This is a genomic window from Paraburkholderia sp. WS6 (assembly GCF_030464835.1).
GTDB lineage: Bacteria > Pseudomonadota > Gammaproteobacteria > Burkholderiales > Burkholderiaceae > Paraburkholderia > Paraburkholderia madseniana.
In genome coordinates, this window is the sequence record NZ_JALQCK010000044.1 from 63,676 (window position 1) to 85,640 (window position 21,965).

Annotated in this window: 26 protein-coding genes and 1 pseudogene; 10 read left to right on the forward strand and 17 right to left on the reverse strand. The window is 58.8% G+C overall.

The window, feature by feature from the left end:
• Positions 1-58 precede the first annotated feature (58 nt).
• Complete coding sequence (locus M0D64_RS36170) at positions 59-994, reverse strand: DMT family transporter (protein WP_266261263.1); 936 nt, start codon at positions 992-994, stop codon at positions 59-61.
• Positions 995-1,349: 355 nt separating this feature from the next.
• On the opposite strand from M0D64_RS36170, the gene M0D64_RS36175 reads away from it, so the two are divergent.
• Complete coding sequence (locus M0D64_RS36175; RefSeq protein ID WP_154560541.1) at positions 1,350-2,459, forward strand: porin; 1,110 nt, start codon at positions 1,350-1,352, stop codon at positions 2,457-2,459.
• Positions 2,460-2,463: 4 nt separating this feature from the next.
• On the opposite strand, the gene M0D64_RS36180 is transcribed toward M0D64_RS36175, so the two are convergent.
• Positions 2,464-3,384, reverse strand: a complete 921-nt coding sequence (locus M0D64_RS36180) for an autotransporter outer membrane beta-barrel domain-containing protein (RefSeq protein WP_308102540.1) — start codon at positions 3,382-3,384, stop codon at positions 2,464-2,466.
• 219 nt (positions 3,385-3,603) lie between these two features.
• Positions 3,604-4,077 carry a PRC-barrel domain-containing protein gene (locus tag M0D64_RS36185; RefSeq protein WP_154560543.1) on the reverse strand — a complete coding sequence of 158 codons (474 nt, stop codon included), beginning with the start codon at positions 4,075-4,077 and terminating at the stop codon, positions 3,604-3,606.
• A gap of 251 nt (positions 4,078-4,328) precedes the next feature.
• Here M0D64_RS36185 and M0D64_RS36190 point away from each other — a divergent pair, with 251 nt between their 5' ends.
• The 3 genes from M0D64_RS36190 (at position 4,329) to M0D64_RS36200 (ending at position 5,883) form a co-directional block, all read left to right on the forward strand.
• Entirely contained in the window at positions 4,329-4,616 is a 288-nt protein-coding gene (locus M0D64_RS36190; RefSeq protein WP_154560544.1) for a DUF2442 domain-containing protein, read from the forward strand.
• A gap of 673 nt (positions 4,617-5,289) precedes the next feature.
• On the forward strand, positions 5,290-5,529 hold the full coding sequence (locus tag M0D64_RS36195; protein WP_266238473.1) for a DUF2442 domain-containing protein: 240 nt from the start codon (positions 5,290-5,292) through the stop codon (positions 5,527-5,529).
• 138 nt (positions 5,530-5,667) lie between these two features.
• Positions 5,668-5,883, forward strand: a complete 216-nt coding sequence (locus tag M0D64_RS36200) for a GDCCVxC domain-containing (seleno)protein (RefSeq protein WP_168435698.1) — start codon at positions 5,668-5,670, stop codon at positions 5,881-5,883.
• On the opposite strand, the gene M0D64_RS36205 is transcribed toward M0D64_RS36200, so the two are convergent.
• The 5 genes from M0D64_RS36205 to M0D64_RS36225 all read right to left on the reverse strand — a co-directional run bounded on the left by M0D64_RS36205 (position 5,866) and on the right by M0D64_RS36225 (position 8,840).
• The gene (locus M0D64_RS36205) at positions 5,866-6,108 is read right to left on the reverse strand and encodes a hypothetical protein (protein ID WP_266238470.1); all 243 of its coding nucleotides are present in this window, start codon (positions 6,106-6,108) and stop codon (positions 5,866-5,868) included. The two genes, M0D64_RS36200 and M0D64_RS36205, sit on opposite strands and share 18 nt — an antisense overlap.
• Positions 6,109-6,904: 796 nt before the next feature.
• Positions 6,905-7,150 carry a hypothetical protein gene (locus M0D64_RS36210; RefSeq protein WP_154560547.1) on the reverse strand — a complete coding sequence of 82 codons (246 nt, stop codon included), beginning with the start codon at positions 7,148-7,150 and terminating at the stop codon, positions 6,905-6,907.
• A gap of 153 nt (positions 7,151-7,303) precedes the next feature.
• Positions 7,304-7,552 carry a hypothetical protein gene (locus tag M0D64_RS36215; protein WP_154560548.1) on the reverse strand — a complete coding sequence of 83 codons (249 nt, stop codon included), beginning with the start codon at positions 7,550-7,552 and terminating at the stop codon, positions 7,304-7,306.
• 194 nt (positions 7,553-7,746) lie between these two features.
• Entirely contained in the window at positions 7,747-7,965 is a 219-nt protein-coding gene (locus M0D64_RS36220; protein ID WP_235993654.1) for a hypothetical protein, read from the reverse strand.
• A gap of 299 nt (positions 7,966-8,264) precedes the next feature.
• Complete coding sequence (locus M0D64_RS36225; protein WP_154560549.1) at positions 8,265-8,840, reverse strand: phasin family protein; 576 nt, start codon at positions 8,838-8,840, stop codon at positions 8,265-8,267.
• A gap of 1,216 nt (positions 8,841-10,056) precedes the next feature.
• On the opposite strand from M0D64_RS36225, the gene M0D64_RS36230 reads away from it, so the two are divergent.
• Positions 10,057-10,299: a hypothetical protein gene (locus tag M0D64_RS36230; protein WP_154560550.1), complete on the forward strand. Its 243-nt coding sequence runs from the start codon at positions 10,057-10,059 to the stop codon at positions 10,297-10,299.
• Positions 10,300-10,304: 5 nt separating this feature from the next.
• On the forward strand, positions 10,305-10,676 hold the full coding sequence (locus tag M0D64_RS36235; RefSeq protein WP_154560551.1) for an H-NS family nucleoid-associated regulatory protein: 372 nt from the start codon (positions 10,305-10,307) through the stop codon (positions 10,674-10,676).
• A 49-nt stretch (positions 10,677-10,725) separates the two neighbouring features.
• Here the strand turns inward: M0D64_RS36235 and M0D64_RS36240 are convergent, their stop codons facing one another.
• The gene (locus tag M0D64_RS36240; protein WP_168435699.1) at positions 10,726-11,001 is read right to left on the reverse strand and encodes a hypothetical protein; all 276 of its coding nucleotides are present in this window, start codon (positions 10,999-11,001) and stop codon (positions 10,726-10,728) included.
• Between the two features lie 494 nt (positions 11,002-11,495).
• Between M0D64_RS36240 and M0D64_RS36245 the strand changes: the two genes are divergently transcribed.
• Both M0D64_RS36245 and M0D64_RS36250 read left to right on the forward strand, forming a co-directional pair.
• Complete coding sequence (locus M0D64_RS36245) at positions 11,496-12,308, forward strand: class I SAM-dependent methyltransferase (RefSeq protein WP_154560552.1); 813 nt, start codon at positions 11,496-11,498, stop codon at positions 12,306-12,308.
• Between the two features lie 1,128 nt (positions 12,309-13,436).
• The gene (locus M0D64_RS36250) at positions 13,437-14,552 is read left to right on the forward strand and encodes a hypothetical protein (RefSeq protein ID WP_154560553.1); all 1,116 of its coding nucleotides are present in this window, start codon (positions 13,437-13,439) and stop codon (positions 14,550-14,552) included.
• Between the two features lie 512 nt (positions 14,553-15,064).
• Here M0D64_RS36250 and M0D64_RS36255 read toward each other — a convergent pair.
• From M0D64_RS36255 to M0D64_RS36265, 3 genes are all read right to left on the reverse strand, one after another.
• Complete coding sequence (locus M0D64_RS36255; protein ID WP_154560554.1) at positions 15,065-15,268, reverse strand: cold-shock protein; 204 nt, start codon at positions 15,266-15,268, stop codon at positions 15,065-15,067.
• Between the two features lie 313 nt (positions 15,269-15,581).
• The gene (locus M0D64_RS36260; RefSeq protein ID WP_154560555.1) at positions 15,582-15,791 is read right to left on the reverse strand and encodes a hypothetical protein; all 210 of its coding nucleotides are present in this window, start codon (positions 15,789-15,791) and stop codon (positions 15,582-15,584) included.
• A gap of 308 nt (positions 15,792-16,099) precedes the next feature.
• The gene (locus tag M0D64_RS36265) at positions 16,100-16,327 is read right to left on the reverse strand and encodes a hypothetical protein (RefSeq protein ID WP_266261264.1); all 228 of its coding nucleotides are present in this window, start codon (positions 16,325-16,327) and stop codon (positions 16,100-16,102) included.
• A gap of 396 nt (positions 16,328-16,723) precedes the next feature.
• Here M0D64_RS36265 and M0D64_RS36270 point away from each other — a divergent pair, with 396 nt between their 5' ends.
• Together M0D64_RS36270 and M0D64_RS36275 are read left to right on the forward strand one after the other, a co-directional pair.
• Complete coding sequence (locus M0D64_RS36270; protein WP_266261265.1) at positions 16,724-17,281, forward strand: Uma2 family endonuclease; 558 nt, start codon at positions 16,724-16,726, stop codon at positions 17,279-17,281.
• A gap of 252 nt (positions 17,282-17,533) precedes the next feature.
• Entirely contained in the window at positions 17,534-17,773 is a 240-nt protein-coding gene (locus tag M0D64_RS36275; RefSeq protein ID WP_266261266.1) for a DUF2442 domain-containing protein, read from the forward strand.
• 286 nt (positions 17,774-18,059) lie between these two features.
• Here the strand turns inward: M0D64_RS36275 and M0D64_RS36280 are convergent, their stop codons facing one another.
• The 5 genes and pseudogenes from M0D64_RS36280 to M0D64_RS36300 all read right to left on the reverse strand — a co-directional run.
• Complete coding sequence (locus M0D64_RS36280; protein WP_154560559.1) at positions 18,060-19,769, reverse strand: ATP-binding protein; 1,710 nt, start codon at positions 19,767-19,769, stop codon at positions 18,060-18,062.
• Positions 19,770-19,979: 210 nt separating this feature from the next.
• Positions 19,980-20,252, reverse strand: coding sequence for a hypothetical protein (locus M0D64_RS36285; protein WP_166618190.1), 273 nt, complete (start codon positions 20,250-20,252; stop codon positions 19,980-19,982).
• A 213-nt stretch (positions 20,253-20,465) separates the two neighbouring features.
• Positions 20,466-21,194: a cytochrome c biogenesis CcdA family protein gene (locus tag M0D64_RS36290; protein ID WP_154560560.1), complete on the reverse strand. Its 729-nt coding sequence runs from the start codon at positions 21,192-21,194 to the stop codon at positions 20,466-20,468.
• Positions 21,194-21,580, reverse strand: a complete 387-nt coding sequence (locus M0D64_RS36295; RefSeq protein WP_154560561.1) for a thioredoxin family protein — start codon at positions 21,578-21,580, stop codon at positions 21,194-21,196. Before M0D64_RS36295 ends, M0D64_RS36290 begins: the two co-directional genes overlap by 1 nt.
• Before the next feature lie 191 nt (positions 21,581-21,771).
• Positions 21,772-21,965 (reverse strand): annotated as a pseudogene (locus M0D64_RS36300) (MerR family transcriptional regulator); the annotation flags it as partial.

The following is a 21,965-nucleotide window of genomic DNA, read 5'->3' on the forward strand; positions in this document are numbered from 1 at the left end:
TGCACGGTCTTGAAGGAAGCGCGCTGCGTCCTGCAGCGCGTGTGAAACTCCCCGCTACTTAAGCAGCAACCCGTTTCACCGGCGCATTAACCAGCGCAATGCCGGTCAACACCAGCGCCGCGGCCATCAGAAAGCGCAGGCTGAACGACTCGCCGAGCAACAGCACGCCGAAGGTCACGCCGAACAACGGTGTCAGGAACGAGAACACCGACAGGCGCGACGCGATGTAACGCGTCAACAGCCAGAACCACAGCAGATAGCTGACGAACGCCACGATCACCGCCTGGTACGCGAGGCTCATCACCGCCAGCGGCGTGACGGTTTCCACACGTGCCTGCCCGAGCCCCAGCGCGAGCGCGAGCAGCACTACCGCCGACACCGCCAATTGATAGAACAGCGTCTTGCTCGCGCTCGTGTAAGCGAGACGCGTGGCGCGCACCACCACGGTCGTCGCGGCCCATGTGATCCCGCCCAGCACGCCGAGCGCGTCGCCGGCGACGCCCTTCAGCGTCGAGCCCTGCGCCCCGTTGCCATGCGGGAAGCCGTCGGCGAACGCCAGCGCCATACCCGCAAACGCCACCAGGATGCCGAGCCACTGAATGCGCCGGATCCGCTCGCCGGCGACGAACCAGTGCAGCCCGAGCGCCGTAAAGCACGGTGCGGTGTACAGAAAGACCGCCATGCGCGAAGCGCTGGTCAGCGTCAGCCCAAGGAAAATGCACACGAACTCGCCCGCGAACAGCACGCCCGCGAGCAAGCCGGCGCCCAATGTGCCGTCGTCGCGAAAGAGCGGCGTACCGCGCGAGCGCACCCAGCCCCATACGAGCACAGTCGCGATCGCCGAGCGCAAACCCGCCTGGAATACCGGTGGCAGTGCCGCGTTGGTGCTCTTGATCGCGACTTGCTGGAGTCCCCAGATCGCGCACAAGCCGATCATCAGCAGGATGGCGAAGCTATCCAGGGCGCGACGCGTGGGCCGGGCGGTGGTGCTCATAGGTTTTGCAGGGTCGCGATCATAAGTCATACGATATCAAAACCGCCTGCCCCGAAAGGAGATGACCCCATCGCCTACGCGTGCTTCAAATACGCTGCAAGCACTTCGATGACATAACAACACTTACGTCAGTCTATTTTCTGACAGCCCCTGTTTCGCGCTAAGGTTCACCCACGCGCATTTCGTCAGCTTATTCAAACAGCCTGAATTGGCTGCCGTGCAAGGTTCCGACGCGGACTTCGCATCCTGCCTGTCGATTTGCGCGGCCTCAAATGAACAGCGTGCCGGTACTTTGCAGCAGACGTGGCGGTGTCGAAATATCCGTGAAAAGCGGGAATCTGTATGAGGAGACGAAATGAAGCGCGTAAGCAGGTGGGCGATGGCGGTGGTGCCGGCGGCACTGGCGTGTCAAATGGCGCACGCTCAGTCGAGCGTGACGCTCTACGGCGTGATCGACGAAAGTGTGCACTACCTGACCCACGCAAACCAGGCCGGCGATTCGTCGATCGGACTCGGTAACGGCGGCATGACGGAAAGCCGCTGGGGGATAAGGGGCGTCGAGGATCTGGGCGGCGGCTGGTCTACGTTCTTCAAGCTCGAAAACCGTTTCTACATGAATACCGGCCAAAGCGATCCCACCTTGCCGTTCTTCAATGAGGCGCAAGTGGGTGTGCGCTCGGATTCCCTTGGCCAGGTGATCTTCGGCCGTCAGTACAACGTGATGATCGAAGGCATTACCATCGGCGGCTACGGCAGCAATATCTGGATTCCGTACGATTTCAACTTCCAGCCGGAAGTGACGATGACAGGCGGTATCTGGACCAGCAACCAGGTGCAGTATCAGGCGAAATATAACGGTTTCCATGTTGCCGCCGGCTATGCATTCGGCGGCAACGCGGGCAATTCGTACGGCAGCCAGATCGGCATGGCACTGGCTTATGCGCCGGGTGGGCCGTTCACCTTCGGCGGCGCGTATCAGGAGTCGAAAGATTCGGTCAACGGCGCCGCCGCTAAAGCGTGGACCTTCGGCGGGTCGTACACGTGGAACCTGACCCGGTTCTCCGTCGGCTATATCGTCAATCAGAATGACGCCGGCTTTTCGAATTTCGCCAACGGGCCGTTCACCGCGCCCGCGTTGGCCGCGCTCAAATACACGGACTTTTCGCGGCGCCGCATGATCATGGGCGGCATCACGCAGCAGGTCAGCAACAAGTGGCACTTCGCAGCGAATGTCTGGCGCACGCTGCAGGATGGCAAAACCGCCGCGCAGAACGGTTCGGCATGGCAGTACCAACTGGTCGCCGACTACAACCTGTCCCTGCGTACCGATATCTATCTGGAAGGCGATTACTCGCTGTACCGGGGCGACCTGATCGGAGCGCAGTTGCAGGGCGTCAACGGTATCGGCCTTGCGCAGAAGGGTAGCCAGATCGGTCTGATGGCCGGCATGCGGCATCAGTTCTGAACCCTTACCAACTCCAGCGCGCGCCCAGATTGCCCTCTACCGTGCTGCGGTGTTCGCCGTTCACGTTCATGGCGTAACTCGCGGTGGCGAACACGCTGCCGCGCGCGCTCAAATGCGCGACCAGGCCGATGCCGAGCTGGGCGGCCGTGGCGGCGACATCGGTGGGAATCACGGTTGTGCCGGCGAAGGTCGCGCTATCGGTGCCATTGAAATAGCGCCACAGATTCGCGCGCAGATAGGGTTGCCATTGCGCACCCGCGCCTTCGAAGCTGCCTTGCAGGCGTAGGCCGAGCCGACCGACGAGGCCGTTTGCCGCGTGAAACGATACGCTCGAAATGCCGTCGTTGAGATCGTTGATCGATGCGTGCTGCCAGATCAGTTGTGCTTGCGGTTCGAGACTGAGACTGGCGCGCAGTGGAATCGGCAGGCCGCCTTCCAGCGAGGTCGTCACGGCATGCCCATGCGTGCTCGCACCGATGCCCTGATTCGACGATGGATCGAGCGTGAGTGAGCTACCCATCACGACCGCATCGGTGTACCAGCCGCCCGGACCGATGTGCGTCCAGTAGGCGCCTGCGCTGTAGGCATTGATCGACAGCCGCCCGGCCGACAGATCGGGGAAACCGAGCGCGAAACCGTTCACGTCGCCTTGCGCGCGGGCAAAGCCGATGAAGAAGCCGTAGTGATTGCGATGGCCGCTTGCGCTGCGATCCGCGTAGATATCCTGGCCCACTTGCACGCCGGCCATCGTGCCGCTGAATTCGGGGTTGGCGGCGCCACTGTTGCTCTGTGAGGTGTGCTCGCCCCAGACACGCGACCATGCGGCGGCGAGCGGGCCGCTTTCGTTCAACAGCAACTGATCGCCCTGGCGGTCATGGAAGGTACCCGCCCGGACGAGACGGACTTGCTGCGGCTCATTGATAATTTTGTATGGTTACCGGGACACTCACCTCTACGAGCAGAACCATGAGTGCAACCTGCGATTTCCGACCGAAGTAATGCACCAGATGGCCGAGTTCACCAAGCTATTTGCGCGCGCCTGGTCGCTGGAGCCACGCGTTTACGCCACCGCGGTGGGTCGCGGTGGCGTACGCTCTAGAGTGAAAGACTAGCCGTCCTGCTGGCACGGGTTACCCGTTGGTGTTCAGCGCTCGCTCGGCCTGATGGCAGGGTCGTTTTCCACCACTTCATGGGTCGCAGACCAGTACGGCTGCCGGTTATAGTAGCTGTACGTTGACTCTCCCCACTTCGCATCCGCCATCGTCGGCCAGTGGTCCTTGTCGAAACCCGGGTCGTCCTTGAGGCGCTGTGCGGCAATGTCGACGACGAAGCACTTCTCGTCCGTGTCGAGAGTTAATGCACTCCACGGGATGGCGTGCAGGTTAGAACCCATTCCGAGGAAACCGCCCTCAGAAAGCACGGCATAGGCGATGCGTCCATTCCGGACGTCCAGCATGATGTCTGAAATCTTCCCCACGTGTTCGCCGTCAGAAGACATGACCTTGTTCCCATCGAGCGTTGCTGCGGCCATGACATCCGGCCCCGGCCCTTCGCCCATACCACCGCCGACGATGCCGGCTCCGAGTTGGGTGCCACCTTGCGGGTTGATTGAGCCCATGATTTACCCCCTTCGAAAAAGGTACTGCAGTGGCGCGCAAGCGGTGTTCCCGAGCCGGCGGCGGCAGAAGTGGGGTCATTGCGAGAGTTTCGAGGGGGCGGCGTTGCTATCGCCATCAATGGGTTGCCCCCAGGTGAAGAGGACACCCCACTTCAATCCCGATGCTGGGGGCAACTTACTTGTCAGCGTTTTTTGTTGAGCGCAACCTGCGACAGTCTGTCGTTCAGATGCTTCCCGTTCAGGAGGTGACCATGCACGGCGTCGTTGTTGACGTGCGTTTCGACAATACACATCTGTTTCTCAACCTGTCCGACGGTCAGGCCGTGCGATTCCCACTGAACTGGTTTCCTGTTCTGAAGGTGGCGACGGCAACGGAGCGCGAGCATTTTGCCATTTCGCTGGACCGACAGCAGCTGTTCTGGCCTGAAATCGATGAGGACCTGAACGTTGCCGCGCTGCTTTCATTCCTGTCCAATACGATAAGGCGCGAGCGCTTCTACACAAGCTTCCGGCTTCGGGCTCACAGACCGCTCGGTTGATGGACGGGGCAAAGCGTGTCGAGCGGGGGCTCTTTTCCACGGAACCGGAAAATCAATGCCTGAGCGTTTGCCCGATGACATCTCGTGCATCGCAATTGCGTCCGCACCCGTTCCTTAGTCTGCGAAAAAGCGACCCGCCGCCTCCGCGGTAGAGGGTCAAGCGACGACGCCGGTTCTTCGTCTGTTCTCTTACGCCATTCCCCGTTGGCGTCGGCCCAAGCCTCTGCGGCTCTCATCGCAGCATCCCCTCAGGGAGTCGGTGTTGCGTCCATGTGTCTGCACATAGAATCATCTGATAAAGGTCGGACGAGCTCGGCGTGCAAGCAGGCTACGAAATGTTCGTCTATGAATTCGAAGGGCTGGATTTTCCAGTCGATGCCGCAACGTCCGCTGCTTAGCAGTTACGCGGGCGCCGGCTTGAGCCGGGAGTCCGGCATTGACGCTGGTCTGTCCGATGAACAACTTCGGGCGAATTATGCACAGATTTGCGAACAGATTTTGTGGATAACTCGTGCTTCCCGCAACGCAAGTGGATAAGTCTTGACTCCCATGTGTACGGACCAATGGCCAACTCTGCCCAGAGCTTTCCTGTGGATTCTCGAATCACATTCGTTCTTGAATGCCGCTCGGCCGCGACCTATCTTTGTGATGATTCCGCTTTCAGGAGATAACCATGAACCGCGCTGCGGTGGACGTGCATTTCGACAGCATGCACCTGTTTCTCGACATGTCCGACGGTCCGGCTATTCAATTTCCACTGGACTGGTTTCCGGTGCTGCAAGCAGCGACGGCAGCCGAACGCGAACACTTTGCCATTTCCCTCGACCATGAGCAGATATTCTGGCCTGAAATAGATGAAGACGTGAACGTTCCCGCGTTGCTTTCATATCGGCCCGAGAACGCGGGTCGCTAGCGTTCGACGTTGTGGTTTCAGGTAGCCCGCAGTTGCGTTGTTGGTTGACTGCTCCCACATGAGTTGGTGGCGGGCGCCGCGTACTACGCTGAACCATGTCCAGTGAAGGTAGCTGTCCCGTGTTGAGCAGGAGCAGTTGTGGCTGCGGTCGTGTTGAATTCCACCATCCTGTGTCCAGCGTGCGGACACAGGAAAGACGAGACGATGTCTGTCAACGCCTGTGCGTGGTTTTACGAATGCGAGCACTGCAAGTCGGTTATCCGGCGGAAACGCGGGGACTGCCGCGTGTACTGCTCGTATGGCACCAACAGGTGCCTCCCGATGCAGCAGTCAGACTCATGCCGCTCGGGCTAGGTCAGATGAAGTGTGTTGCTGCGACTCGAGAGCGTCGAGTCGCGCTTGCGCAATCTCGTCCGGGTGTTCGCAGTGGTACGCGTTGAACAACTGTGAGCATAGCTGAGCAAGTGAAGCAAGGTCTAGGGACTGGTCTGCATGCTCGACTTCGCGCGCGTTGAGTACGTCATCGAGAACCGGAGCGAGACGGCGCAGTCGCACAAACGTGCTGGCGTCTAGTTTCATGTTGAACCTCCTGTGGCCAGACTGTGCAGTTCACCGAGTCGGCCAGCACCAAGGCGATGCTCACCATCCGTATGCCTGGCTCGTTAAAAATGTCGTTTGCATGCAACGAGTTTCATGATGTCTCTACCCGGAAGGGGTAGCAATGCAGGACCGGCATAGGTCGGCACCCCCAGTCCACAAGGCAATGTCCTTATATTGACCTTTTAAACTGACCGTGTGCTGACCGGCAGATTACGATTCTGTCATCTGCGCCTCCGCGGTCACTCCTCGATGGGACGCGCGGCTACCCGCATCGCTGCGAAAAAGTGAATGGTTAGCCTTAGTTAGTGGCCAAGAGTGAGAGCTAGACCTGGCGGTGCGCGTATAGACCTAGACGGTAAAGCCGACAAACGGTTTTCCCATAGCAGGACAAACCGTTCTCTACCGGAGCCTGCGTTGTTCGCGCGCGATGCTTACCCGTGCGAGCGCTCGTGATGGTGAAGCTGATGATGGGGAGGTTGATAGTGGTGCCGCACAGAGGCGTGCCGGTCGTCGCGGTGCTCGCAACGCCAAGGGTTTGATGATGCGTGTCTGAGTTCAACGTTTAACTGCCAATAACGGTCCCACAGGGTTTGCCGGCGCAATTGAATGCCCATTGTACGGAATGTCACTAGCGGTTCGGGAAATCGCACCTGGGAACGCGACACGCTCGTAAGCCGTTGGCTCGCCAGCGCGCCATTCCGGGTTGCGGCCAGGTTGGACGTAGTGGGCGGTGGAACACCGGTGCTGGTCCATCGGTCCCGAGTTATAGCGTACTTCACGGATTGGGCTGCTCCCCGGGCAACTCAGCACCATGCGCACGAATCGCTGCAATCAACTCTGCGGCAGTAATCTCGTAGCGTATTTCGCGATGAATGCCAGGCTTCCGTTGGTCGACGTCGATGAGCAGGACGGCCTTGCCGTCTGCCGCTGCTTCCAAGCGCAAGACGCGCACGTCTTGGCCGGTCGTGTCGTCTCGCTCAGTCATCAGAATCATCGTGCCTGTCGCACCGTTGATACGCATGAAACATCTCCCATTGCTTGCATTTCATCGGGGTTCGATTGCCCGGCCGAACATTCGTCGCGGCGTCGGCTGCACCCACCGGCCAAGTTGAGCTACGACGCTGCCTGCTGCGGGACGTCACAATCAACGGGTGAACCGGTGACGAGCTGCATGCTACAGATGCGTCGCTGTCGAATTTTCGCCTGACGTGCGGGACATGAGGATGTCAAACGCTTCGCGCGCGTCTTTCAGTTCTTGCATCGAGACTTCGAACGCCACCAGCTCCAGCGTCGACGGCTGTCCGTCTCCATCCGAAGCAAAGCGCGGTTTAAGAGCGGTCAGCGCAGCTTGCACTGCGTGAGCCGCATTCACCACTCGTTCCAGCGCAAGTGCTTCATCAGTTGGCTTCCTTACTGTGAGCATATGGCTCCTTGCGACAAAATAGCGCTACCCAAGGCGCGATTCCGGCCGCGTGCACCTCCAGCGCCGAGAGAACGCATACATGATAAACACCCGGTAGTATTAGCACCGCTGTGGCTGGGCGCGGCCGCTCGGTCCGGGCGGAGCGAGCGGCGACGTCTAACGCAATCACACGGCACTTGTGTAAGCACGTATTGTTAGCTCCTGCTCTCAGGCGGGAACACGCGCCAGGTACCGTCATCGTGCCGGAAGAAAAAGAGTGCAACCGGGCCTTCGGGTCGCAGTGCCTCAACGCATACATAACGTCTCCCATTAGAGGCTGTGCGACCGAATCGGGTTACCCGAACTGGCGTCGCGGAAGTTGGCGTCAGCCATTTTTCAACCAGCAAATGCAAAGACTTTTCTGCGGTGGTCATCCGCTTCTCCTTCAACCTCGCTCCCGTTGGTTCGGTCGTGCCCCATTGGACTTGGCATGACGAAGTTTCGGCCACAAGGAGTCTGGTCAAATCGCATGATTGACAGTGGAAGCAACGCAACGAAGCAACGGTCGCTACCCGCGCAACCATGCCTGCAAATTTTTAGCTCAGGCCACTGCTCCATGACGCCGTCCGAGGCGCGCTGGACGCCGCCGTGCTCCAGAAGGCCGCGCGCAAAAAAAAGCGAGCAGGGGCTCGCTTGAAGAATTAGACGACGGTGGCCGACGTCAAAAACGCTGTTACTCCTCAGCGGCGGCGACTGGTACAACGGCCTGTCGAGTCCGCTTGGCCGAGGCCGACGACGCAGCGCTAACATTGCTTTCGGCAATCTCAACCGCTTGCTTCGTAGCGTTTTTGGCAGCTTCATACGTCGTGCTGGCCGTTTCGCTGGCCGTCGTGATGAATGTCTTCCATGCTGCCACGGCGGTTTCGCTTCCGGCCGGTGCGTACTTCGCGAACTTGTCGACGAACTCTTGCGTCTCGCGATAGTACTGCTGGAACTGCGCTTCAGCCGCCGCCGCGAATTCACCTTGCGTGCTGGAGATGATTTCGTACACGTTACGGCCGTACGACTGCGCTTTATCTGTCACGGACTGCGTATAGCTGGCCTGCAGAGCGAACAAGTCCTGTGGGTCTTTAACCGAAAGCGCCTTGGCCGTGATTTCCTGATTTTCGGTGAGCGTCGATTTGACCGCTTGCAGGTTCAGCTCAACCAGCTTTTCAATGCCACCGAAAAACTTGCTCAGGAGTCCGGATATTGTTTCGAAAACGACCTTCTGCGCCGCGAAAAGTTGTTCAGGGGCGAGACTGCTCATCACTAACTCCATAAGGGTGGACGTGGCAAGTCTTCGGAACACCGCCGAACGGCATTACAAACGACGAGCCACGGAGTAGGAAAGTTGGTGCGATGCAACATGACTCATTCTAGGACTGGGTGTGCGAATGTCAATCGTTTGCTGCGTTGCGGTGACGCGCGGCGTGTACCGGAGACGCTGAATGCCCCGTTGGTATTGGCGCACAACGGTGAGCCAGGGAAAACCCGGCCAACCCTTGGAGCCTTGCCTGGAGGTAATACATGAACATTTACCTGGGTGTGTGCAACGCCGCAAAAAAGGGTTGCAGTCAGCCGGCCGAAGCCGTTATGGAGTGCTGTCTAACTCGAAGCGCAAAGTCGTTGGCGGCGCGTGCGTCTAGGTGTGAGTGAAGACGACGTGCAATATTGGCGACGCGGAATCACTGTTCCGCCGCTGAACGCCTGTACGCGTCTCGCCGCCGTTCTCAATCTCGACGGTTACTGGCTTTGCAACAGGGCAGACCCATGTCGCCTAGTCCGCTCTTCGTGGGAATCTTTGGCTCACGAGTTGGTACCCTGTGAGTCCAGATGCGTCCTGGTGCTCGCACCTCGGTCGGCGTGGCGCCCGCGACGATTCATCTGCGGTCCTTCACGCGAACATAGATGGCAGGGGAGTCCAGGTCGCCAGTGAGTTTGGTGCTCCACTGCTTCGTAGCGTTCATCGGAAAGTCCTCCGATATTGGGGACGATTGTTGCCAACCCCAGAGTGGCGCTCGCCGATGCAATCTCCCCTCGACCAGCGTTCATTCGTAGCCATGACGCGCGAACCAGTTGTCTTCCGTGTCGGCACGAGCATGTCGAAGGCAGAGCATGAAGGAGTCCGCCGTGCAGATTCTGGTTGCATCCGACCGCGGCCCCGCCCATCTGGATTTTAGGGATATGCTGCGTCTAAATGACATCGCGACTCGTGTCTTTAACCTCTTCACTTGAAGTGAACTTCGTCGGACACGTTAGCCCCAGTTCTTACGGGACTCTTTTATTGGGACGGCCCGCTCGACGCAAGCGTCTCGGATGCCTGGTAACCCGATGGATTGGCAACGAGAGACAGCGCATTGATATGCATTGGATTAGCTCATGCAAAATGTTCTCGGAGCAGAGAGAGGCAATCTCGTGTAGCGTTGACTGCGCCCCGTCGGCATACAATGTCCGCCGAGTGTTCACTTCCTAATGAGGACGCGATGGCCGACAACATTGAGTCGAAGGTCATGCAGGGCGGCGAAGCTGCCGGACAATTTGATGCCGCGTGCAATCACGTTCGGCAACTGATGGGCGCGCGCTGCGCTGCCGTCATCGTTCTCGACAGCGACGCCGGCTCGGGATACTCCGTTGTGGGACCACTGGACGCACAGGTTTTGCTGCCTGACATTCTGCAACAGCTAGCGGTCACCCTCCGGAGACAACTCACGAAGAACTTGCAGTGAGAGCTATGAGCAAGAAGACCTATCGGGAGCTCTCGGCCGACCTGGCTGAGCTTGAGAAGCGCATTGAAAGCGCACGGCGTATCGAACGCGATGCCGCCATCCAGGAAATTCGCACATTGATGCGCGAATATGGTATCGCGCCGAGTGAGTTGGTTGGCCGGAAGCGTGGACGGCCTCCCGTCCCACCGCGATACAGGAACCCAGAAACCGGGCAAACCTGGACCGGATGGGGCACACGCCCCAAATGGCTGGATGGTAAGGACTCGCGGGAATTCCTTATCGTCAGGCCATGGTCTACAAGCACTCTGACGCAAACGCCCGAGTCAACGGATGGAACCCACGCTTACAACAAACGTCGCGACGTCACCGCGACTTAGACAACCAACTGCATTACGACGTGAGACGATGGCTCGAATTTCCGCAACCTCAGCTAAACGTGGCCATCGATTCTTCAATGCGCCCGAAGCCGCGGTTCTGACGACCGAAGAGCGTCTCAGGGTCGGCACGGTCCTCTACCGGTGTTTCGCTGAGTTCGCGGAATGTCGTGACAAGGCTATGCCATGAAGCGGCCCACCTTATCTCCCTTAAGCGGACACCAGTGGTGTCGGTAATTCGCAAGACACCAGTGTCAGGGAAGAATGTGAGCGTGACGGCTATGCCGTCAATGACGCAGGTTGCAGTGCACGATTTCGTTGCCAGCACGTTTGTCTCCAGTGAGATGTAGTCTGAGCGCCACTCGAGTGACGGGCTGTCACAACGACGCAATGAGTATGCCCGGCAATCACCGCTCGCTCGTCTCGCTTGTGACACAAAGGCTTCATTGCGCTGCACCGGCGGGACCCGGTAAGCGGAGGGTGGAAAGGATGCCGCAGTGTTGGGCCCCGGCTAACACCATGAATCATGGTTGCAGACGCGAAGCCAACACTTGCAAATAGCCTGTGTTGCCAGGCGTGCAAAACATCGATATCCGTTCGCCGCAGCGCAAATGTGGCAGAGCTGGTCACCGCTGCACAGCGTCTAGAGCCGCATTGAATGTTCGTTGAACTGCAACGCTGGAGACCTATAACAGAGTGTGATGTGCGGACCCGTCGCGGCCCCTCGACGGGAGGTCTGACTTTCACCCTGAAGATGACCGAGCACGACATGCTGGTCCGACATCGTTTTGTGCGAGCACGACGAAGCGTGGAGATGCTGAAATGGAACAAGACGATTTCAGTGCTTTCGAGCACCAAGGTTGGGAGAAGGTCGCGCAGCCCTACCATGCGTATTTCGGCAACTTGACCACACAATCCAATAGCGCCCTGCTCGATGCACTGGAAGTCCGCCCGGGGGGCCGTTTCCTGGACGTCGCATCGGGCCCTGGCTATCTCGCTGCCGCGGCCGCGCAACGCGGCGCCGATGCTGTTGGTGTCGATTTCGCGGAGGCGATGGTCAAACAGGCCGGGCGCATGTATCCCGGGCTCACGTTCCGTATTGGCAGCGCGGAAGACCTGCCTTTTCCCGACGAGAGTTTCGACGCCGTTGGCATCAGCTTCGGGATGTTGCACTTCGCCCATCCGGAGAATGCACTCACCGAGACGTTTCGGGTGCTCCGCCCCGGCGGCAGGATTGGCTTCACTGTGTGGGCGACACCGGACAAAGCCGTCGGATTCGCGATGGTGCTCAAGGCAATCGAGGCGCACGGTCGACTGGATGTTCCACTACCCCCTGGGCCGCCGTTCTTCCGGTTCAGCGACTTGCACGAATGTGAACGCGTATTGGTCGCAGCGGGATTTGACGAGCCCCACGTCCAGGAAATCAGCCAGACGTTGCGTATCTGCATGCCGGAAACGCCTTTCGACCTGCTGATGCGCGGCGGCGTGCGCATCGCCGCAATTTTGAAAGCTCAGTCGCCGGAGGCCTTGGCTTTGATTCAAAAATCGGTGTCCGAAGACGCGGCCGCGTATCAAAGCGACGGAGAGATTCGAGTACCGATGCCGTGTGTGCTCGCCTCAGCGAGGAAGCCCTGAACAGTCGTTGGTGGGTAGCGAAATCCGGGTTATGTGGGCCGGTGCAAAAAAGGAGAAACTTTCGTTAGAGAGGAGGACCCTTAGCGGAGCTCGTACGTGGTTATCCGCCGGAAGTCGGGTCAACGGCGAGCCTGGTAAATTATGGCCATGGGCTCGAAGGAGGGCACTGTAGAGGCAGCCAACTTGGAATACGTTTGCCTGGTCGCACCGGCACCTTAGAAGGCAGGGGACACAGTCCTGAACGTCTTGCAAAGAGTCGTCACGTTGGTGTCTTGTAATCCCCTCATCGCCGGACTATAACAAATCTTGCAACTCAGTCTTAATGCGGTTGCAGACTCATAAAGTCACCACGGGCAGACTTCAGTGCGACGCTTCAGCACCTATCTGCCAGCACTAAACCGCCAAGCAATGGCTTAGTGACGCAGTCCTCCCTCCTATAACGTTGGTCCTGGTTGCGGCAATCGCGCTTTGAATCAAAGACATTGCTCCGCGTTCTCGACCAACCAACCGACTCGATAGATTTCTCCCCGTCTCAATGAGGACGGAGGGCGCAACTCGCTTTTCGGATTGGCGGATGTGCCGCCGCAAGTATCCCCGAAACACTGCGGAGGAATACTTGGTCGCAATCAAGGGGTGAACATGAAAATGCGTCTGATAGCAGGAGTCGGCAGGAATTGGTTGCAGCAATGCGCGCAGCGCAGTATCGCGTCGGCGACGGCAGGAACGCCGAGCAGAACCTCGACCGTTTCCTCGCGCGTTGCCCGTGAGTTGAGACCGTACCAACTGCAAACACGTCGGCTCCGTTCGCGTGAGCCATTGGCTTGCGCGGCTTCCGCTAGGGAAAAGGCAGGCTAGGCCACCTGCCTTTTCTTCGATAGCCACGCGACTCGGTCCCACTCGTCAACAGAGCATTGCGGGCATTGACAATCGCGATGTTGGTTACATCTGCATTAGCGGGATGCGGGGGTGGCGAGAGTGCCGGTGCGGCCGGCTCCGCAACGACCCATGATTCGGTTTCGTCGACATCGGCAAACGGCGGATAGGACGCCTAAGGTAGCCGACGCCGCACTGACCGCGACGTTTGTGTCGTCACACGCAGTTAACAACGTATTGAATGGAGGCACCAAAATGATTGCAACTTCTCTTGTCTCTTCGCGCCGCGGCTTCCTGCAGCCAAAACATCGGTCAACTTATCGCAATGTATTGCGCTCCATCCTGCTGTCCGCAACGTTGGGGTTAAGTGCCTTGTCGGTCGGCCAATCCTCAAGGGCGCAGGAACTGTTCGTTGGCGACGTCGGGGACAGCTCAGTCAAGCATTTCGATGCCTCGAGCGGGACATATCTTGGCGCCTTCATTGCGCCGAAGACTGCCGGGCTGAAGGGACCCATGGGGATGATTTTTACGGGTGGGCAACTTGTGGTTGTCAACCAGAACCTGGGCACCGGCAAAAGCGGCGAGGTTCTGCAGTTCGACAGTGCGACTGGCACTTTTGTCGGCAAACTTGTCGCCTCGAGCGACCGAAACGCACCCTTTGCGCCGCGCGGCATCGTTCGCGGAGGGCGGGACAACGGCTTCTACGTGGCCGATATCGGTGACCAGGCTGGCAAGTGTGCCAACCAAGGCAACGTCAAAGAATATGACGCTGCGGGCGCCTTTCTAGGCAATCTGGACCGAAGTGCGTTTACCAACGAGTTCCATCCGCGCGGCGTGGTGTTTGGGCCGGACGGTCTTCTGTATGTCTCGGCAGTGGGTTGCCTCGACCCGAAGGACCCGCTCTACAAACCGCTCATAGGATACATCTTGCGCTTCGATGCCCGCACCAAGGCATTTGTTGACATGTTCGCATCTAACACCAGTGTCCCGGACTTGCACCGCCCTGAGGGCCTGGTCTTCGACAGCGCAGGCAACCTGTGGGTTACGAGCTTCCGCGCAGCTTCCAGCGATAGCGATAAAATCCTCAAACTTGATGGCCGGACCGGCGTCCTTCTCGACGAGCTCATTTTATCGGCGCCGGGTGCCGCCAGGGCCTTCGCACAGGCAATCATTTTCGGGCCGGGGGGCAATCTGTTCATCCCCATCACTGGCGGCGATGCCACGACAGCCGGTCAGGTGCGGCGTTGCAGCCCCACGACCAAGCTATGTGACGTCATCGTGCCGGCCAACTCCTCTGGTGGCGCACTTCAGCAACCGTTTTACTTAATCTTCAGGAACACCAATCCCGCGACACTTAACTACGAAGACTAGAAACTGCGTGAGGTATGGGCAGGGTTGGCCTGGCAGCTTGCCAGGCCTTGCGCCAGGCAGGTCAAAATGCGCTGGTAGCTGCAGCCAGGAGTGCAGCGCGCGAGGGTCCTCGGCGTTACAGCAGTACGGACGCCGGGAATGACCCCTCCTCCTGTTGCTTCAACTTCCTGCTGCTTCAATTGCAACCAACGATACGGTTCAAAACAACGCGGGGGAAGGCGGCGTAGATGGGCTCTATGACTTGTCGTTCCATGGAAACAAGTTTAGGAGTGGAAACGAAAATCTGATTGAGCGAAACGAGGGGCGTTCGGGGGGCAGTTCGGTGGATTGCGCGGAGGTTAGGTGCCAGCGGGTCGCTTCGGGCGACCAGAAGAAATGACACGCGCGGTCGTGTGCCTGGCGTCGGATGAGTCGGCGCGGACGGTAGCGATGCTGTCCGGGCTGAGCGTCATCGAAAATGGACGATGCCCGGCGAACCGGGCATCGTATGCTGCAGTGACGCGGATTTTCTCTTAAACCGGCGTGATGTTTGCGGCCTGCTTACCTTTCGGGCCCATCTTCACGTCGAAGCTGACCTTCTGGTTTTCCTGCAATGACTTGAAGCCCGCTGCCCTGATTTCCGAGAAGTGGGCGAACAAGTCCGCACCGCCATCGTCCGGCGTGATAAAGCCGAAGCCTTTCGCGTCGTTGAACCACTTTACTGTACCTGTTTCCATCATTCAATCCAACAAAGTGTAAAGAGCGCACCGAATTCCGTACGCCTGAATCTTGTACATATTGCAACAGCGGAAGTTACTGCCCGGCGCTCAACCACAGTGCTGAAACCGCTATCCAAGACTCCGACACCGAAGTTGTAGCCGATTGCGCAGTACGGGTCAATTCGGGAGGCGGTCTCAAATGTGAGGTGCATCACCTTATCTCGTATAAAGTATCGCCGTACACGAAAGGAAGCGCTACCAGCACGCTGGATGATTCAGGATTGCGTTCCCGTTGTTGGGTAAGCCGTGGGGGGTGTCCGGACGAAGTATGTTACTGCGACTCGAGGGCGTCGAGTCGCGCTCGCGCAATCTCGCCCGGGTTTTCGCAGTGGTACGCGTCGAACAACTGTGAGCACAACTCAGCAAGTGAAGCGAGGTCCACGGCCTGGTCTGCGTGCTCGACCTCTCCTGCGTTGAGTACGTCATCGAGAACCGGAGCGAGACGGCGCAGTCGCACAAACATGGCGGCGTCTAGTTTCATGTTGGACCTCCTGTGGCCGGACGGCGGAGCACACCCTGAGTCGACCGGCCCCAAAGCGATGTTTCTCCTTCATTTGCCTGGCTCGTTGAATATGCCGGTTGTCGCTGCAACGAATTTCATGATGTCTTTCACCAGAATGCGGGCACACGATGCAGGACCGGCATGGGCCGGCACCGCGCTAGTCCGCATGACCGTGTCCCAATCCTACGCTCTATCAGCTTTCCTGGCGCTAACACGCCGGTTATGGTTCCTGTTGCCTGGCGCGCCGATGTGAACTGGCCTCAGCCAACGCCCTCGCACGCACACTTCTAGTGCAGTCGAGAGCCTGTTTCGGAACCGGGCAGGAGGTAGATTTCCGCCGACGAGCGGCGCGTCTCGTCGCGACGGATGTCTTTCGGCGAGGCCGACTCAGCAGCGGCTTCCTCCGTTGCCAGGCGCATCGTGTTGCGGGTGACGACCGCGCGGAGCGTCCTGCATTCATGGGCACGCTTGATATCGGACAGCAATCGTACGAGATGTCGCGTCGTGGTTCTCATCTCTTCTCCTTGCTGCAGTGCACAACAGACTTGAGAAACTACTTGAACCTTAGACTGTGAAGGGCTGCCTCGCAAGGAGATGGACGATTTCACCGCACACGTTCATGAAAATAGCAACAGCACGGCAACACCCATAGCCGGACGGGGGCAATCCACTGGCAGAGGTCACATTTTGGCTTCATCGGGATGTGGCCGACCCATCAGGTAAAGGACGAGCCGGGCTCGCCGCCTGTCCGAAAACGAACGCGAGTCGGTTCGCCGCAATCCCGCCTGGACAAAACCGAGTGATGCCAGCTTCGGCCGTGAAAGCCGCTTGAATGTTGCATTGCACACATAGATAATTGTTAAATCGCGGCAGGAGGGTATACGCTTAAGTACCTTCCCCGCGAGAAGCTCATGGACGTATCTCCTCTCCTGGACTGCAACGGATTGCTTACCACATGGCGTCACCTGACCACAGCGGTGGAAGCTGACTGGCAGGAGTGGTATGAGCTGGACGGGCGCGGTGAAGTGGTGACGGATTCGCGCCCATCGGCGCGGCGCCAGATAGCGCTCACGGACATCTACTGTCAGCTCACGGAGCAGATTGGACATCTTGCGGCCATGTCGGTGACCGTTACGACCCTGTCATTTGGCATCAGGGTCCCCGATGTGGTCTGGATGCCGTGCGAAAGATGGGAAAGTTTCGACCGCGACGAGCCGGTGCCATTCGTGCCCGACCTGTGCGTTGAGGTCCTTCTTGATAGCGATAGGGCGCAAGATATCGGCCGGAGGGTCAATGCCTATCTGGAAGGTGGCGCCCGCGAAGTCATGGTCGTTGGCCAGCACGGACAGGTTGAAATCTGGGGAACGACGGGTCGACGCCGAGCTTCAATCTTCGGCGTGACACTATTGCTTGACCCCATGTATTTCGAAGAAATTGACGTGCCCTCCGTTCTCAGCGTTCGTTGTTGAGAACGTATCATTCTCATGAGGTCCACAGACGGCGAACGTCACCAGCATTTCGACACGGCGACTCGTTCGCTTATATACCGCGCAACCATCATTCGACAAAGCCCTGGAGCGGGACGTGAAATTAGCTGCTGGTCGAACCAGCGAACGGACTGTTTCATTCCAACGCTGGCGCGTGCCTTCTTTCCGGCATTCATTCTTGAACGCCGCTCTGCCGCGGCCTATCTTTAAGTTGATTCACTTCAGGAGATGACCATGAACCGCGCTGCGGTGAACGTGCATTTTGACCGCGTGCACATGTTTCTCGATATGTCCGACGGTCCCGCCGTTCAATTTCCACTGGACTGGTTTCCCGTGTTGCAGGCCGCCACGGCAGCCGAGCGCGAACACTTTGCCATCTCCCTAGACCATGAGCAGATAATCTGGCCTGAAATAGATGAAGACGTGAACGTTCCAGCGTTGCTTTCATATCGGCCCGAGAACGCGGGTCGCTAGTGTTTCGCTGTTGAGCGTATTCTGCCTGGACCAGCAGCGTACGCGTGAGCGTTCCGATATCACGGCTGTGGGGCGATTCGTCACACCCCACATACACACGCGGCTCGGGCGTCAATGCCGCGAGTCAAAGGCTCTTCCGGCCTGCCTCCTTGCGCATTCCAGGCCCCAGGTAAACAACTGGATACGACTGGCAGGTGGTGAGGGCGTTTCTGCCCGTTCAGGCCGACGCCCCCAAGTTCAGCCGATTTTTCGTAGCCCTGAACTCGTGACCAAAGGCCCGCCAATCTTAGACAATGCCCCGTAACTTGCCATCGGCACGATTCGCCAGGATGTACTGCAGCTTGTCGAGCGATAGTGGCTTGGTCAGATGGAAATCAAAGCCGGCCGCCAGTGCCCTCGACTTGTCTGATTCGGATGCATAGCCCGTGAGCGCTACCAGTATGACGTCGTCGAATCTGCGATTCAGGCGAACAGTTCGCGCAACTTCGAAGCCGTCAATTTCCGGCATCCCCACGTCGATGATGGCAACCTCAGGGTGCTTTTCAGACATCAGCCGTATGGCATCGCGCCCGTTGTCCGACGTTGTTACTTCATGACCTTCAAGCTCGAGCAAAACGCTCAGCGCCTTGAGCGCATCCTGATTGTCGTCAACGAGCAGGAGACGTGCCGGCTCGGGAGCTGCAGCGGTCGCGCTGGGGGCGCATGCGTCTGTATCTGCTGTCGTCCGGGCTATCGGCAAACGGAGTGTCACAACCGTGCCTTTGCCCGAGCCTTCACTCTGGATTGAGATTGTTCCATGGTGAAGCTCGACCATCCGCTTTGCCACCGCGAGTCCGATTCCCAGGCCGCCTTCGGAACGCGCCTGGCCAAGGGCAGACTGCGCGAATAACTCAAAGACGTGCGGCTGGACCGCGCTATCGATGCCCATGCCGTTGTCAGTGACGTCAATAACAATCAGCCCGGGTGCTTCTTCGCGCGAGTTGTTTGGCTCGACGCGGACGTTGAGCTCGATGGTGCCTCCGACAGGTGTGTATTTCGCCGCGTTCGAAAGGAGGTTGCCCAGCACCTGGCTCAAGCGGACATGGTCAGCACGCACGGGGACGGGCTCGTCCAGCCCAGAGATTTTGAGTGTGTGCCTGCGGGATACGATGTGATGTCTGATGGCTGTCACGGCATCAAACGTAATGTCGCTGAGTGACGTGTCGCTGTGCTTGATAGCAAGCTTGCCATGTTTCAAACGGGCGGCGTCGAGCAGGTCATCGACCAGCGTGCGCAGATGCCTCATCTGGCGTTGCGCGATAGTCAGCACTTCGACGGCTCTTTCGTCTTCGGCGCAAAGTCGTTTTGCTGCACTTATGGCGCCATCGATTGGCGTCATCGGATTTCGCAACTCGTGACTCAGCATGGCGATGAATTCGTTATGCCGCCGGTCGCTCTCTTCACCGCTGTCGCGCGCATTGACGATGGTCAACGCCGAGCCGGCGAAAACGGCGAGGTTTGAGAGCAGTCTGACGTCTTCAAGGTCAAATCTGCAATCCTCTGTGTGTGACATCACCCATATCGCTCCTAGCTCTGCATTCTCAGCCGTGATTGGAACGACTATTCCTTCCGGAAGGTCGACTCCCGGAAACGCAAGACAAGGGAACCGAGCCTGAGGGTTGACGAATAGTTGCGGTGTCTCCGCTTCCAGGGTTACCGCGCACGGGCACTCGTCCCATGCGGTCGTATGGCCGCGCAGGCCAGCGCAGAGCCCGGCAACTGCGAGCCACCTGAAGACCCGATTGTCGTCAGGTCCTTCGACAAGACTGATGCCAGCGCTGCCAGCATGGCAAAGTGTCAGAGCCGTATCCGCGATGGCCTGGAGGAATTCGGAGCGCGGGCCGGCCTGAGCTCGAGCGAGTGCCACAAGCGCCCGGTTCTCGGCCGCATAATCTGCGGCGCGGACCGGCCTGCGGGCGAGCTCATCCGTTTGACTGGGCGCGCGATTGCTTTCCATGGCTGACAGAGCGACTGGAGAAATAGAGAAAGTTCGAAGGTCGGGATGCCGGGATGCTGCCAGCTCGACAGACGGGCGCCAGAGCGACTTTCTTCACGGCGGCGAATTTCACATTACGGGAGGGGCGGCGCAAAGTCAACGAGGGTTCGTACCTGCTTGCCTGCTGGCAAAGGTGGGCTCAGGCCACAAAGGGCAGCGACTTGAAATTGTTTATGGCGTCGCGATGGTCGCCTGCATAAGAGGTTGCTTTGCGGCCAACTTCTGTCTGTTGGCAGTCGGCGGAAATACGCACCAACTGCCGTCATCGTGCCTGAAGAAGAACAATGCGCGCGCTCCGGCTGGTGACGACGTCTCAACGCACACGTAGCGTCGCCCATTCCATCCAGTGCTACTGAATCTGGTCACATGAACAGGTGTCGCGGGAGCCGGTGCGAGCCACTTTTCGACCTGACAACGCAGGGACTGCCCGCTCGTGTTTTTCATGTTCCGCTCCAGCAGTTTTCCCGTTCAGGTAACGGGACGGCTTCGCACCATTCACCTCCTTAACGCCGCAGACACCCACAGTGTTGACCAAGGGGTTGTGAGTTCTGAAACCGAATATTTCGAGTTAAGTGAGCTTTAGAAAATTGCCCGGAGGTGCACGGCCGAAAGCATAGTCTGGTTTGTACCCTGAGTATCGAATCCGCACGTGGCTGCTCAAAGCGACGTTGTGAAGTCCGTCAGCCACGGGGGGCTTGCAGACAGCAGCGCCGTCTCCAGCGTCTTGTCCAGCCCCGTAAGCACGAGCATGCCGACGGCGATGAACACCGCTCCGAGGATGGTTGTCCCTGCCGTTCCCACTGGGCCAAGTCGGCGTCGCAGCTTCTGCGTCGAGGTCCGGGAAAGGGAACCGAGAATCGTAAGCGGAAGGCTGGCTCCGATGCCAAATATGCCCATCAACAGCGCGATACTCCCGAGACTCCTGCTTTGCGAGGCGAGTGTAGTGGCCGCGCCCAATGTGGGGCCGACGCAGGGACTCCAGACTGCTCCCAGAATCAGTCCGACCGCGAACTGGCCTGACAGGGTGTCGCCTCGTATCTTGCTCAACCAATTTTGACCCGAGCCACCGATTCCGGCGGCCGCGCGGATGAAAATGGCCTGCAATCGGTGGGAAAACATCGCGAGCCCAAACAGAATCATCAGCACGGCGGCCACGCGACGAAAGAGTTCACTATCCACACCCAGCGACGCGCCGACGCTGGCCACGAAAATCCCGATGACCGAGAACGACACGCCTAATCCAGCTGAGAGTGCAACGACCCCCAGCCGATGTGCCGCCAATGCAGACGCAACGAGTACGGGAACAAGGGCGAGCACACACGGTGACAGCGTCGTCAGGGCCCCGGCCAGGAACCCGAGCGCGTACGTACCCGGCGTGAAGTCCATTACAGGGCTTTGGCGAACGTGTTTTTGATGTCCTGTTCGCGCGTCTGCCCCGTAGAGCGCGCAACTTCGTGGCCGCCCTTGAAGACAACGAATGTCGACTGTTGGCTCACTTTCATTGCCCGTTTCAGGGCAACTTCCTTGTCGTAGTCGGCCACGAAAATGGTCACGTCTTTCATTTCCGGGCTCGCTGCCAAACGGTCCACAATGGGTTGTTGGACCTTGCAGGTCGGGCACCAGGTCGCGTGGAAGTAGACGACGGCAGGCTTCCCGTCGGCGTTCAGCCTGTCGAACCGGGCCTGGCTAAAAGGCTGCTCGCCAGCGAAAGCGATACTGACGACCAGTAACAAGCTCGTCGCGAGCAGATATCGGCGAAAAACGTTCAGCATTACGGTCTACCCAGAGATAAGCACAACCTTATTGTTAGACGTTCGAGAGACGAAATGATTGCGCCTCTTGCGTTACGATTGCCGGTAAACCGCAGGTAGCCTGCCGACCGCCGGCCCCGTCACACAGGTGAGCACTGTCCCGGTTGTGTCGGTGGCGGTGTGTGCTACCGGCACGCGTTGCGCTAACGCGCTCACTGGGTCAGCTCATCGCCGTTCATGAGTGTGTCGATGAGTGGGCACGACACCGTGCCTTTCGACGTCGAGCAGCGCTGTACCAGTGTTGCCAACGCGGCTTCCAGCATGGACAAATCCTGGATACGCTGGCGCACATCGACAAGCTTGTGTTCGGCGATAGCGCGCGCGGCGTTGCACGCCTGACCATCGT

Coding starts and splice junctions, on each gene's coding strand:
- M0D64_RS36170 (WP_266261263.1), bottom strand. CDS start 994: ATGAGCACCACCGCCCGGCCCACGCGTCGCGCCCTGGATAGCTTCGCC.
- M0D64_RS36175 (WP_154560541.1), top strand. CDS start 1,350: ATGAAGCGCGTAAGCAGGTGGGCGATGGCGGTGGTGCCGGCGGCACTG.
- M0D64_RS36185 (WP_154560543.1), bottom strand. CDS start 4,077: ATGGGCTCAATCAACCCGCAAGGTGGCACCCAACTCGGAGCCGGCATC.
- M0D64_RS36190 (WP_154560544.1), top strand. CDS start 4,329: ATGCACGGCGTCGTTGTTGACGTGCGTTTCGACAATACACATCTGTTT.
- M0D64_RS36195 (WP_266238473.1), top strand. CDS start 5,290: ATGAACCGCGCTGCGGTGGACGTGCATTTCGACAGCATGCACCTGTTT.
- M0D64_RS36205 (WP_266238470.1), bottom strand. CDS start 6,108: ATGAAACTAGACGCCAGCACGTTTGTGCGACTGCGCCGTCTCGCTCCG.
- M0D64_RS36210 (WP_154560547.1), bottom strand. CDS start 7,150: ATGCGTATCAACGGTGCGACAGGCACGATGATTCTGATGACTGAGCGA.
- M0D64_RS36215 (WP_154560548.1), bottom strand. CDS start 7,552: ATGCTCACAGTAAGGAAGCCAACTGATGAAGCACTTGCGCTGGAACGA.
- M0D64_RS36220 (WP_235993654.1), bottom strand. CDS start 7,965: ATGACCACCGCAGAAAAGTCTTTGCATTTGCTGGTTGAAAAATGGCTG.
- M0D64_RS36225 (WP_154560549.1), bottom strand. CDS start 8,840: ATGAGCAGTCTCGCCCCTGAACAACTTTTCGCGGCGCAGAAGGTCGTT.
- M0D64_RS36230 (WP_154560550.1), top strand. CDS start 10,057: ATGGCCGACAACATTGAGTCGAAGGTCATGCAGGGCGGCGAAGCTGCC.
- M0D64_RS36235 (WP_154560551.1), top strand. CDS start 10,305: ATGAGCAAGAAGACCTATCGGGAGCTCTCGGCCGACCTGGCTGAGCTT.
- M0D64_RS36245 (WP_154560552.1), top strand. CDS start 11,496: ATGGAACAAGACGATTTCAGTGCTTTCGAGCACCAAGGTTGGGAGAAG.
- M0D64_RS36250 (WP_154560553.1), top strand. CDS start 13,437: ATGATTGCAACTTCTCTTGTCTCTTCGCGCCGCGGCTTCCTGCAGCCA.
- M0D64_RS36255 (WP_154560554.1), bottom strand. CDS start 15,268: ATGGAAACAGGTACAGTAAAGTGGTTCAACGACGCGAAAGGCTTCGGC.
- M0D64_RS36260 (WP_154560555.1), bottom strand. CDS start 15,791: ATGAAACTAGACGCCGCCATGTTTGTGCGACTGCGCCGTCTCGCTCCG.
- M0D64_RS36265 (WP_266261264.1), bottom strand. CDS start 16,327: ATGAGAACCACGACGCGACATCTCGTACGATTGCTGTCCGATATCAAG.
- M0D64_RS36270 (WP_266261265.1), top strand. CDS start 16,724: ATGGACGTATCTCCTCTCCTGGACTGCAACGGATTGCTTACCACATGG.
- M0D64_RS36275 (WP_266261266.1), top strand. CDS start 17,534: ATGAACCGCGCTGCGGTGAACGTGCATTTTGACCGCGTGCACATGTTT.
- M0D64_RS36280 (WP_154560559.1), bottom strand. CDS start 19,769: ATGGAAAGCAATCGCGCGCCCAGTCAAACGGATGAGCTCGCCCGCAGG.
- M0D64_RS36285 (WP_166618190.1), bottom strand. CDS start 20,252: ATGAAAAACACGAGCGGGCAGTCCCTGCGTTGTCAGGTCGAAAAGTGG.
- M0D64_RS36290 (WP_154560560.1), bottom strand. CDS start 21,194: ATGGACTTCACGCCGGGTACGTACGCGCTCGGGTTCCTGGCCGGGGCC.
- M0D64_RS36295 (WP_154560561.1), bottom strand. CDS start 21,580: ATGCTGAACGTTTTTCGCCGATATCTGCTCGCGACGAGCTTGTTACTG.